11 protein-coding genes are annotated in these 11434 nt (G+C 40.7%); 6 read left to right on the top strand and 5 right to left on the bottom strand.

Going from position 1 to position 11434, the window contains the following annotated elements; genetic code table 11:
- Positions 1-24: 24 nt before the first annotated feature.
- Positions 25-984, top strand: coding sequence for a DMT family transporter (locus tag P20495_RS06470; RefSeq protein ID WP_008137492.1), 960 nt, complete (start codon positions 25-27; stop codon positions 982-984).
- Here P20495_RS06470 and P20495_RS21655 read toward each other — a convergent pair.
- From P20495_RS21655 to pdsO, 3 genes are read right to left on the bottom strand one after another with little or no spacing between them, the layout of a single operon-like run.
- The gene (locus P20495_RS21655) at positions 879-1484 is read right to left on the bottom strand and encodes a class GN sortase (protein WP_083829692.1); all 606 of its coding nucleotides are present in this window, start codon (positions 1482-1484) and stop codon (positions 879-881) included. The genes P20495_RS06470 and P20495_RS21655 overlap by 106 nt on opposite strands.
- Entirely contained in the window at positions 1481-3499 is a 2019-nt protein-coding gene (locus P20495_RS06465; protein ID WP_008137495.1) for a marine proteobacterial sortase target protein, read from the bottom strand. Before P20495_RS06465 ends, P20495_RS21655 begins: the two co-directional genes overlap by 4 nt.
- Before the next feature lie 46 nt (positions 3500-3545).
- A complete protein-coding gene (pdsO, locus tag P20495_RS06460) occupies positions 3546-4277 on the bottom strand; it encodes a sortase-associated OmpA-like protein PdsO (protein WP_008137498.1) in 732 nt (243 codons plus the stop codon).
- Between the two features lie 204 nt (positions 4278-4481).
- Here pdsO and pdsR point away from each other — a divergent pair, with 204 nt between their 5' ends.
- The 3 genes from pdsR (at position 4482) to P20495_RS22215 (ending at position 7726) form a co-directional block, all read left to right on the top strand.
- Complete coding sequence (gene pdsR, locus P20495_RS06455; RefSeq protein ID WP_008137501.1) at positions 4482-5171, top strand: proteobacterial dedicated sortase system response regulator; 690 nt, start codon at positions 4482-4484, stop codon at positions 5169-5171.
- On the top strand, positions 5171-7309 hold the full coding sequence (gene pdsS, locus P20495_RS06450; RefSeq protein WP_008137503.1) for a proteobacterial dedicated sortase system histidine kinase: 2139 nt from the start codon (positions 5171-5173) through the stop codon (positions 7307-7309). Before pdsR ends, pdsS begins: the two co-directional genes overlap by 1 nt.
- A gap of 252 nt (positions 7310-7561) precedes the next feature.
- Positions 7562-7726: a hypothetical protein gene (locus P20495_RS22215; RefSeq protein WP_002961633.1), complete on the top strand. Its 165-nt coding sequence runs from the start codon at positions 7562-7564 to the stop codon at positions 7724-7726.
- 15 nt (positions 7727-7741) lie between these two features.
- On the opposite strand, the gene P20495_RS06445 is transcribed toward P20495_RS22215, so the two are convergent.
- Positions 7742-8992: a multifunctional CCA addition/repair protein gene (locus tag P20495_RS06445; protein ID WP_008137506.1), complete on the bottom strand. Its 1251-nt coding sequence runs from the start codon at positions 8990-8992 to the stop codon at positions 7742-7744.
- A 132-nt stretch (positions 8993-9124) separates the two neighbouring features.
- Between P20495_RS06445 and P20495_RS06440 the strand changes: the two genes are divergently transcribed.
- Both P20495_RS06440 and P20495_RS06435 read left to right on the top strand, forming a co-directional pair.
- Positions 9125-9343, top strand: coding sequence for a hypothetical protein (locus P20495_RS06440; RefSeq protein ID WP_033016113.1), 219 nt, complete (start codon positions 9125-9127; stop codon positions 9341-9343).
- A 117-nt stretch (positions 9344-9460) separates the two neighbouring features.
- Positions 9461-9898 (top strand): hypothetical protein, encoded by a 438-nt coding sequence (locus P20495_RS06435; RefSeq protein WP_008137509.1) that lies wholly within the window; start codon positions 9461-9463, stop codon positions 9896-9898.
- A 376-nt stretch (positions 9899-10274) separates the two neighbouring features.
- Here P20495_RS06435 and P20495_RS06430 read toward each other — a convergent pair whose 3' ends face one another.
- Complete coding sequence (locus P20495_RS06430) at positions 10275-11426, bottom strand: murein transglycosylase domain-containing protein (RefSeq protein WP_008137511.1); 1152 nt, start codon at positions 11424-11426, stop codon at positions 10275-10277.
- Between the last annotated feature and the right edge of the window lie 8 nt (positions 11427-11434).

Consider the following 11434-nt stretch of genomic DNA (forward strand, 5'->3'; position numbering starts at 1 on the left):
ATTAAATTATGTAAATTACTCTCTATGCCTGCCAGTTTATGTCTAATTATTGCCACCTTTTTATGGGGCAGCTCTTTTATCGCGCTTAAATACGCCATTGCTATTTACGACCCTGCATTGGTGATATTTTTACGCATGCTCACCACGTTAGTTTTGTCGCTTTGTTTATGGCGCTACGTTATTCGGTTTGAGTACTTAAAAGGTGACTGGAAGTATTTAGTGGGTATGTCGCTTGCTGAGCCTTGCTTATACTTTTTATTTGAAGGCCATGCAATGGAATACACATCAGCCTCGCAGGCCGGTGTTATTGTCTCTTGCTTGCCTATTATTATTGCGCTACTTGCCTTTTTATTGCTTAAAGAATACATAAGTAAATCCATCGTGGTCGGCTTTACGCTGTGTATTGGCGGCAGTATTTTACTTACGCTTCTTTCACCAAGTACCGACCAAGCACCTAATCCGTTACTGGGTAACTTTTTAGAGCTTATGGCTATGGTGTGCGCTGCATTTTATACCGTAAGTATTAAACATTTAGCTGATCGCTACTCGCCTCTTACTTTAATTGCGTTGCAAGGTATTAGCGGCAGCTTATTTTTTGCGCCGTTTTTATTTTTTATCGACCTACCAAGCGAAAACCAACACGACTTAACTGCGCTTATGAGCATTTTGTATTTAGGCTCGTGTGTAACCCTTGGCGGCTACGGTATGTACAACTATGCAATTAGTAAGGTATCGGTATTAACCGCTGCTGCGTACTCTAATTTAATTCCTATTTTTACACTTATTTTGTCAGCTATTATTTTGGGCGAAGTGCTCAACGTTTGGCAATGGCTGAGCATATTTGTGGTATTTATTGGCGTAATGATAAGCCAGCGCCATCAAGAACTCGTGGTTGATATACCGCTTAGCGAATCGGGCGAAGACATTTGCGCAGATACAAGCAATCTTAAATCAGTACCCGAGGCAAGCGAATCAAAAGGGTAACAGGTAAGCAAATACAGCCCAGGTGTTTGTAAAAATGAGTTTTGGGATTGATGAATAACCTCAATCCCCGTTACCTTATAATTTTGTATCACCCCATTTTGCAGTTGCAAAGTAAACGCCTCCCCCACTTTTGCGTTTTGTAAAAATGCAAAGTGGGTGTCGTTATGCCCTGCTATTAGCGCGCCCTTTTCGTTTCCAAATTCTTTTCCGCCCAGCTCCCCTGCGGGTAAAAATTGGCTAGGCGCAAACGCTAAGTTACGGCCACTCGCTCCAGCCAATACACTTAATGTTTTATTATGACTTGGCCAATCAAGCTTTGCAGTAACGTAGCTGTCGGCGTAATACCACGGTTTTACTTTAGTGCCGGGTGATTTAAGCGCCTCTTGCCATGCTTGCTCAATTAATACTTGAGCAAGCCACGCTTTTGCCTGCATATAAGCGCCGTGACCAAATAATCCAAGCCCAGCTATTAGTAAGCCCACGCTTAGCCACTTTTTCATTTACGTGCCCTGCTTAATTTAAGCCCTCGATTTATTTTAAGCGCGCTAAATCCCAATAATAAAATACAGCCTAGTAATATATGTAACCTGCTTTGCCCATCGGTTTGCGGTAAACGCATTGCCATACCTTGTGGTAATGCATTAGTAGCTTGCGCCGTTTGCTCTGCCACTTCTTTTATTTGAGTTTGTTCAATCGCTATAAAAGCAGTAAACGGACTAAGTAATTGATGAGTAAGCGCAAGCTCCTGTACTTCATCTTTAACTGTACTTTGCTCGTTGTATAAAAGTAATGACTTGATTTTTTGGCGCGCCCACAGTTTTGCTATACCTTGAGCGCTTGAACTATTTTGTGTACTTAATTTAATACTTAAAGGCCCTTGTGCTGTTTGCCCAGCAAGTACCACATTTTTAGCATTATTAAGTTTTATAGCGACCATGATAGGCTCGCCAAAATATAAATCAGGTAGTGGTGATGGCCAAAAATCTAAGCTGTTACCGCTTTCATCGCTTAGCGCCAAATTAGTAATAGCCGGATGTGCTAGCTTATCAAACAACTGCTGCATTTTAGGTTGCACCTCGCTTGTGCTGCCTATAAACGTGAATGAGCCTTTACCTATATCTGCTGCTCGGCGCATAAAAAAGCTGTTAGGTGCGCTGCCAATACCCACTGTAAATAAGCGGCTATCGCCTAACTTACTTTGAATATTTTTAAATAATGCATCTTCATTACTTACGCTACCATCAGTTAAAAATACAACTTGGCGTACAAAACCATCAAACTGGCTGCCATCAAGTACGGCATTAAGCGCACCTTGTATTTCAGTGCCGCCGTCGGCCTCTAGGCTATAAATAAATCGCTCCGCACGGCGTAAATTAAAGTCACTGGCTATAAGTGGTTTATCGCTCATTGGAGTTACTATGTTGTCAAAACCAATAATATTAAAGCTGTCGTCGCTATCGAGTAATGAAAGTGCATAAAACAACGCTTTTTTAGCTTGCTCCATAGATTGCCCATGCATAGAGCCTGACGTATCAACTACAAATACCATTTCGCGAGGTAAGCGTTGAGTTTGTGTAAAATGATCCCCCGGTGGCATTAGCATAGCAAGCCCGTATCGGTCACCATTTTCAAACTGCTGAGTAAAAAATGCGGCTTGAGCCTGCTCTTTTTGCAGCGGTTTAAACTCAAGTACAAAATCGCGATTAACTGCATTTGTTTCATTTAACGCTATTTTATATTGTCCAAACGCGGTGTTTTGCACATCAACATTGTGAAATTTAGAATTGATATCCACCAGCTCTAAGCCTACGTCTATATTAATGTTTAAGCTAAATTGGCTGCTTGGTACGTTATCATTTTGAGTACTGCTTTTAATACTGTAAACAGGGCTTAACCATCCCGTTGGGAGTGAGTTAACGTGCGCTTGATTTTGAGTATTAACCTCAACCTCACCACTAATCGCGTGATAACGCGGTGTAATGGTAGTAGGAAACCTAATAGCAAATGTGCCGCTGCTGTAATCAATTATTTCTTGATACTCAAGCTCAATAATCACTTGCTCACCGGGGCCAATATTCGCCACATTCGTAATAAACATATTCGCACGTTGTTGGCGAACTAAAGCCGCTTGCTTACCTGCTTTTTTAGCCTCCTCGTATTTCTTTTCGGCTTCCACTTTTTTATCAATTTGGCCTTTAATGACTCGCTCACCTATACGCATCGTCATGGCATGTACGGCGCTTTCATCAGGCAATGGAAAAACATAGCGCGCATTAACCGCAAACGGGTTTTCGTTTTGATAGGTTTGCGTTACTACAACATGATTAATTAGGCCGGTTAAGATCATATTGGCGTCGCTTTTTAATATTATTGCTGGGCCTGCTGGCGCCCCATTGCTATCAAAAAGTTCTAACTTAGGTGATTGCGCTTGGCTTTTAAAGCTCGCTAACAGCACAATCGCTATGAATATAAAAATGCTTACTTTAGTAAGCATTTTGGTTGGTTTACTCAACATAAAATCACTCCATCGAACGCTTAGCTTTACTTAGATTCAGTTAGATTTAGTTACTCGCCGTTTGGCCATTTACTGGATTCATTGAGCGAGTGGTAAGCGTTACGCGTCTATCAAAAAAGTTATCTTCCACCGTGTTGCTGTTAGCCAATGTTTGCTGCTCGCCAAATGCCTGCGTACTTAAGCGTTTGTGGCTCACACCGTGTTTTATTAAGTAGCTTTGCACGGCATTTACACGTGCTTTAGAAAGTAAAAGATTGGCTTGCTCATCGCCACGCTGATCGGCAAAGCCACTTAAATCAAGTGCGAGTTGTGGTTGGTTGTTTAACAAGGTAACCAGTTGGTCTAACTGCAGTGCAAAATGCGGGGCAATAACACTTGAACCTGTTTTAAATTGCACCGTCATCGCCAATAAGTTATTAATTTGAACTTGAGTTAACTGCTCATTTTGATTGGCAAGTACTTCTAACTGTTGCTCTAACATATTATTGTGGTTAAGCACGTGTTGGTAATCGCTGGTTTTTTCTTTCATAACCGTAATTGCATGCTCTTGCTCTGCAATTTTGTTATCAGCTACTTTTGAATCACCTATTAAACCACCGGCAAATGCCCCAATAAACGCACCAATTGGCCCGCCCACTACGCCGCCAATAATAGCGCCTGCACCTAGCCCAATAGCCGTTTCTTTATGGGCTTCTTTTGATGGCGTGTTAGATGTTGAGGCAATTGCTGGAGTACAAAAACTAGCAACGAGTGTTAACGCAATTAATGTCTTCTTCATGATTTGATCCTTAAACTTACTTTTTAATTTGTGATGTTTTGTTTTGATGAGTGTATTAAAACAAGCTCAAGTGGCAGCAAAGGGGATCAAAAATGGCAAACTGCTGAGCAATTGTGGCAAAAAAATGGCAATTGCCTTTTTAACCTTACTTAGCTTAAAAACTTCGATATAGTGCACAACAGAGCCGATAGGATAATGATTAAAATGAAAAAAATAGCCATCGTTGAAGATGAACCCGCAATCCGCGAAAACTACATAGAAATGCTGAGCGCACAGGGCTACCAAGTAAGTGGCTTTGAAAATCGCGCCAGCGCTGAAGCTGCATTTAAAAATGCTCTACCCGATTTAGCCATTGTTGATATTGGCTTAGGCCATGAAATAGATGGTGGATTTTTACTGTGCCAAACATTGCGATCGCTTTCTAAAACACTGCCTATTATTTTTTTAACCGCCCGCGATAGCGAAATAGATACCGTATGCGGCCTACGCATGGGCGCAGACGACTACTTAACAAAAGACATAAGCTTGGCTCACTTGGCTGCACGTATTGGTGCGCTGTTTCGCCGCATGGAAGCACTTGAACAACCTGCTGATGCAAACGCCCTCATAACACGCGGGCAGTTAACACTCGACACGCAACGTATGCAGGTATTTTGGCAACAACAATTAGTTGATTTAACCGTAACCGAATTTTGGATGCTGCATTCACTCGCCCAGCGACCTGGCCATGTTAAAAGCCGTAACGATTTAATGAACGATGCAAAAATTTATGTAGACGACAGCACTATTACTTCACACGTAAAACGTATTCGTAAAAAGTTTATAGCACTCGATAGCACCTTTGATTGTATAGATACCGTGTATGGCATGGGCTATCGGTGGGAACAACACTAATGCTACGATTTGGTCTGCGCAGTAAATTTATATTGCTTTCATGTTTTTTGTTTTTGCTGCCGTGGCTTGGCTACGAGTACGTATGGGAAATGGAAAAGTTTTTACGCCAAGGCCAAGAAAAAACCCTCGTAGGCACTACTCGCGCACTTGCCACTGCACTACATGAACGCCCTGCATTATTTGACGAGCAAACCAACTTTTTAGACCAAGTAGTAAAAGGCCGCGATTTATACGCTTATAATCTTAAAAACCCTATTCAGCTAGATGGTAAACTTAACGATTGGGACAGCTACCAACCGCTATTTTGGCATTACGACAAGCGCTACTTACAAAAAACAGATAACAAACATCAAGCCCGTGACTTATCGTTTGATCATATGGTGGGAAAATTTGATAACTACTTATACGCCGTATTTAAAGTCACCGACAATACCCTTATTTATCGCGCTAAAAATAGCTTAAGTATTACCAATAACGATTATTTACAAATTGGCTTAAAAACACCTGACGGCCAATTTAATACCTATATAATTGCGCCACGCCAAGATGGCTGGGTTAATGCGTTTGATGCAAAAACCAAAGCCCCTTTTACAAAAATTCAGGGCTATTTTGAAAGTACCGAATCAGGTTATAACGTAGAGCTGCGCTTTCCAATTAGCATGCTGGGCAACAAACTTGGCTTTGCTATTGTTGACATAGATAGTAAAGAGGCACTGCTCGAGCCTAAAATAATGTCGACCTCAAACTTAAATAACCCAAACGATTTAGGCTCAGTATTAGTCCCTTCTCCAGAAATTAGCCGTATTTTAAAAGGCATGGGCCACAGTGGTAGCCGCATTTGGGTGGTCGATAACCATCATCGCGTACTTGCGCAATCGGGTACTATTCAAAATGCAGATGGCGTATGGGCTGATGGGCTTGCTAACCAAGCACCTGAAACTTGGTGGCAGCGCTTTGAGCAAAATTACTTACACCCAATTTACTATAAAATATTAACGCGCCCCGAAAATGAGTTTTTAGATACCCTTCACGATGTAGCTTCTATGCAGGGCACACATTTAGCGAAAGCATTAAAAGGACAACCTGCATCGTCTTGGCGCTTAACTCCCGACAGCAAAGCCGTTATTTTATCGGCCGCTTACCCTATTTGGATTCAAGACCAAGTAATTGGCGCGGTAATAGCAGAGGAAACCACAAACGGCGTACGTACGCTGCGTAACAAATCGCTCGAAAAACTCTTTAACGTTATTTTAGCTGTGATGCTAATTGGTACTGTCACCTTGTTCTTTTTTGCCTCACGCATATCGAACCGAATTAGGCGGCTGCGCGATACCGCTGAGCAAGCAATTGATGCACAAGGGCGTGTTACCGGCAGTATTAATTACAGCGATGCTAACGATGAAATTGGCGACCTGTCTCGTAGTTTTTCAAACATTGTGAGCCGACTTGGTGGCTATACCGATTACTTAGAAAATATGTCGTCACGGTTGTCGCATGAGCTGCGCACGCCGGTTGCCGTAGTGCGCTCATCACTCGAAAACTTACAAAGCTTGCCACAAAACGAGCAGAGCCAAAAATACCTCGACCGCGCCAGTGAAGGCGTTGAACGCTTAGGTAAAATAATAACCACCATGAGTGAAGCTACTCGCCTTGAGCAAAGTATTCAAAGCAACGAGCCTGAGCCTTTTGATTTACAAAAAGTAATAAATGGCTGCATGCAAGGCTATCAGCTTACTTACCCACACCAGTTATTTACGCTTGATGTATGCCAAAACAAATTACCTATGCAAGGTGCACCGGAGTTTATAGCCCAGCTGCTTGATAAGCTTATCAATAACGCGATGGAGTTTAGTGAAGCCAATACGGCGATTAATGTGAGCCTTATGCAAACTGAAAATAAAGCAATATTAACTGTGAGAAACACAGGCCCCGCGTTACCAGAAGGACTCACTGAGCATATTTTTGACTCTATGGTGTCAGTACGTAGCCAGCAAATGCAGCAACAGCCACATTTGGGGTTAGGGCTTTATATTGTAAGGCTGGTGTGCGATTACCATAAAGGCAGCGTAACTGCGCAAAACAACGAACAAGCCGATGGTGTCGTATTTACCGTAACACTGCCGTTAGTAAATGGTTAAGGCTGTATTTATACCGTTATATTTATAGCCACAGCACTATATGCAAATAGTAAGTACGTAATAAATTAAGCTGTATATTTTTAGTTAAAAAGAGTTAATTTAATTTACCTTAACTCCATATAAATTAACAAACAAACCCCTCTCACCCCTTAAAACCTGCCGATTACAATTTAGTACAACTTCATATGTAACTATTCACTTTTAATTCAGTCGAACGACCATACCCTAGTTGCTTATTGAGGAGATTACTTTATGAAAGAATTACTAGAACGTGAAGAGCTAGACTTTATTTTTGACCTATATAGGCCATCTAAAAAGCCTAAATCTGAAAATGTAAAACCAAAGAACGCTAATTATAAAGAACTTCGAAAACCCGACATACCTAAAAACGAAGGCGTGTCACACTATTTAATTTAACTCAGCCTAACGTTGTTAAGCTTCCAATTTCTCGCTTTGTAAAAATGCTTTAATGCAGTTTATTTCTGCTAGTTTTACTTCTTCGCCTATTTCAGGGCCTTTTTTGCCATTTTTAAGCGCATCTTGCACTACTTGCTTCTTATCCATTTTTTGCAGCTCAGTATGAATTGCTCGCAGTTTAGCTGCTTGCGGGTATGGCTTATCAACCAATGTTTCACCACGGCCTTGCGCATCACATTGGCACGCTTGAGTAAACGCTATAAAACGATTCGGATGCACCAAAGCATTTAAGTTAGTCACGATTAGCTTGTGAACGGTTTGCGGCCTTAACTGATCAATTGTGTGGCAAAGGGTGTGATTATCACTGGTGAGTACACCAACATCGCGAAAGCGATTAGGCACTTTTAAGCGCTCACAAAACGCCTCAATAATTGCAACACCTTCGCGTTCGTGCCCACGTAAGTTTCCATACTTTTTAAAACTAAGCGCCTTACCAAAGTCATGAGTCAGCGCTGCAAAACGAGTTTCCAAATCAAAATTTAAATCTGCGGCGCGTCTAAGTACCAACATAGTATGCACAAATACATCCCCTTCAGGATGATGGTTTGCTGGCTGCGGTACATTAACCATGCGCTCAAGCTCTGGAAAAATACCCAAGCCTTGCAATGCTTCAAAATAAAGCTCAGGGTGCTTTTCACCCAGTGCTTTTTCTGTTTCAAGCCACACGCGCTCAGGTACTAAATGATTTAGCTCACCTTTATTTTTAAGCTCGCGCATCAATGCATACGTACTTGGGTGAATACGCCAATCGCTGCCATAGCGCGCTAAAAAACGGGCAATACGCAGTACCCGTACAGGGTCTTCTACAAATGCAGCGGTGGTATGGCGCAGTATTTTATTTTGTAAGTCTGTTTGGCCATTAAACGGGTCAATAATATTACCGTGTTCATCAAGCGCCATTGAATTTATAGTTAAATCGCGTCTTGCTAAATCTTCTTCGAGCGTAACGGTTGGGCTGGCATCAACCACAAAGCCAGTATAGCCTTTGCCACTTTTACGCTCTGTGCGCCCTAGTGCATATTCTTCTTTTGTTTTTGGGTGTAAATAAACCGGAAAGTCGCTACCTATTGGCACAAAACCAAGCGACTGCATTGTATCAGGCGTTTCACCAATCACTACATAGTCGTTATCTTTTGATTTTATATTTAGCAGTTTGTCGCGCACTGCACCGCCAACGAGGTAAACTTGTTTTAAGTTACTTTTCACTTTATTCCCAATAACACTTGCCCAATTGTTTGACGCTAATCATATCATTAATTAAAAAATTCTGCGGTATTTGCCAAGCCTAAACAAGCTCATTACAATGGCGCATTATTTTTAGCTATAGCCTCATAATTAATGAAAAGCCATTCATCAAAAAAAGAACTCATGTTACTACCCATTTTATTAGTGGTTATTTTAATGTGCGTAGCAGGTCACTTTTTACTACAAGCAAACTTTCAAGACAGTAATGTGGTTGAATACATGTTGGCAGCATTGCCGTTTGCTATGTTTGGATTGGTTATTGTGGCGTTTAAAATGGCGGCTAAGAGTGAAAAAGAAGAACAAGAGGAATAACTGATTTTTCGTGGCGTAATTAGCGAAGGATAGGTCATGCCTTATCCTTCGGTGTAAAAACGAGATTCCAATCCAACCTAACACTTCATTATTTATGAGCCATGGGGATATATTGCAATGTCAAAAGAGTACTTAAAAGAGCATCGGCTAGGCGAAGTCATCGCACTAATTCAGGTCTTAGCATTCCATCGACATACAAGTCGTAGTGAAGAAGGCTTAATTGAAGAACTAAAACTAATTCCAAGGTCTGCGAATTCTTGGGTGGAGCTATCAAAATCCCACCCTGAGCTATTTCGTGTTAGAGATGAGGAAGATAAAATAAATAGGGTCTCTTTAGTATCTCGTTACGTAGCATCTTACGAAACCAAAAATGGTAAGAGAATACGTGAGCGATTAGAGCCGAGTTTAGTGCAAAAATTAATAGAAGTTGCTATTGAAATTCATGATAGGCAGGTTTCAAACTTTGAGCGATGGAAGGTTATAGTCCCACTACTAGTAGCATGTATTAGTGCAACGGCTGTCATAACTGCAACTCTAATGAAGATAGCTAATTAACAGATAACAACACACGCTGATGAGCACTAAAACTTATTTTCCACCGCAGATTTTAGTAGCGTTGTTCCGTTATTTTTCAATGCAGTAAGGAAGCTGATTCATCATAGGGCGTATGTATTTTCAAGCACCTAAATAATATTCACTTAAATGCCAATGTTTTGAAAGTAAACAAGATACACAGCCTAAAAAAACACACAAAGAAAGTAAAGCCACTCCCTCTCAACCTAACCACTCAAACACCAGTAACAGCCTTTAAACGGCAGTTAAAATAGCACCAAACCTCCTTTTAATATTTCACCTGAAATTGAAGTAACCGATTGAACCAAAACAGGAACTCAGCTATGGTTTGTTTATCAATAACAAATAAATTTGAAACTTATTGATATGCTTTTTCTGCTACGGTCACTTTTTCTAAGTAATGTCTCGATTCAGCTCTAGAGTGCTTAGTTGTGAGTATTTTATAAAACTGGCTCGACGTTAGTTGGTTAATTTTTGAAAATGCGATTGTTCTATTTGAATTAAATATTTTTAGTACATTGCCCGCGCCACCGTTATATGAAGAAATCATGGCGTAATGTTGGTTTTGTTTGGTTTGTATTTTATTTAAATAGCTATTTTTTAGTACACTTAAATACGCACTGCCAATATCTATATTTCTTTTAGGATCAAACAATACTTCTTTACTGGGCTCCCCTGGTATTTTCTTTATTTTTTGATAGACGTCTCTTCCTGCGCGCGATGGAATTATTTGCATTAATCCATACGCATTTGAAGAGCTTACTGCGTAAGGGTTAAAGTGACTCTCTGTTTCAATAATACCGTAGATAAGCGACGCAGATATTTGGTATTTCTTTGCCGCAGCCAAAACATACTCACTGTATTTTTGCTTTCGTAAGTGAGCGTTTTGTTCTACCAGAGGAAAAGATACCGATGTAATTGAATGACCATCACTACGTTTTTTTTGTACCTTAGTGTCTACTAAGTAACGAGCAAAACGATTTGCCCGCCATTGGTATTTTATGGGGAGCCCGTCTTCATCAAGCACTTGTTGATACAAAAAAGGTTCATCCCCTAAAATAGGCGATTCACTGGTAAAAATGTCTGTTTTATGTGGATCACTTGAGGTTAATAATGTCATTACAATTGCTTGAGTTAGAAGCGAGTTGGTATTTTTAGTGGCTATGGTTTCGACCTGTACCATATTACGGTCAAAATCAATAACAGCGCGTGCTTGGTAATCATTGCTGTATTTTACATATTTTCTGCGTGTTGGTTGCTGAGTATTTTTTTTACCCCATTTACGACTAACTACACTTTCTAACGTTGCTAATAGCTGACTAACGCTCCCCACTTGCTGCTTAATTGAGCGCTGCGTTTTTTTTACTTGTTTTTCAATTGCTTTAACATCGGTGGGATTGTTTTTTACTTGTTTTGCAAGTTTATTGAGATCCCTTACTGGCGCTAAGTGCGATATTGACTCGCAACCGGTCAATAATAGAATAAACACTAAGAAGCCATACTTTTTCACAACTTATC

Source organism: Pseudoalteromonas sp. BSi20495 (assembly GCF_000241185.1).
GTDB lineage: Bacteria > Pseudomonadota > Gammaproteobacteria > Enterobacterales > Alteromonadaceae > Pseudoalteromonas > Pseudoalteromonas fuliginea.

Excerpts from the sequence above, each read along its gene's own strand:
- P20495_RS06470 (WP_008137492.1), top strand. The coding sequence starts at position 25 with ATGCCTGCCAGTTTATGTCTAATTATTGCCACCTTTTTATGGGGCAGC.
- P20495_RS21655 (WP_083829692.1), bottom strand. The coding sequence starts at position 1,484 with ATGAAAAAGTGGCTAAGCGTGGGCTTACTAATAGCTGGGCTTGGATTA.
- P20495_RS06465 (WP_008137495.1), bottom strand. The coding sequence starts at position 3,499 with ATGTTGAGTAAACCAACCAAAATGCTTACTAAAGTAAGCATTTTTATA.
- pdsO (WP_008137498.1), bottom strand. The coding sequence starts at position 4,277 with ATGAAGAAGACATTAATTGCGTTAACACTCGTTGCTAGTTTTTGTACT.
- pdsR (WP_008137501.1), top strand. The coding sequence starts at position 4,482 with ATGAAAAAAATAGCCATCGTTGAAGATGAACCCGCAATCCGCGAAAAC.
- pdsS (WP_008137503.1), top strand. The coding sequence starts at position 5,171 with ATGCTACGATTTGGTCTGCGCAGTAAATTTATATTGCTTTCATGTTTT.
- P20495_RS22215 (WP_002961633.1), top strand. The coding sequence starts at position 7,562 with ATGAAAGAATTACTAGAACGTGAAGAGCTAGACTTTATTTTTGACCTA.
- P20495_RS06440 (WP_033016113.1), top strand. The coding sequence starts at position 9,125 with ATGAAAAGCCATTCATCAAAAAAAGAACTCATGTTACTACCCATTTTA.
- P20495_RS06435 (WP_008137509.1), top strand. The coding sequence starts at position 9,461 with ATGTCAAAAGAGTACTTAAAAGAGCATCGGCTAGGCGAAGTCATCGCA.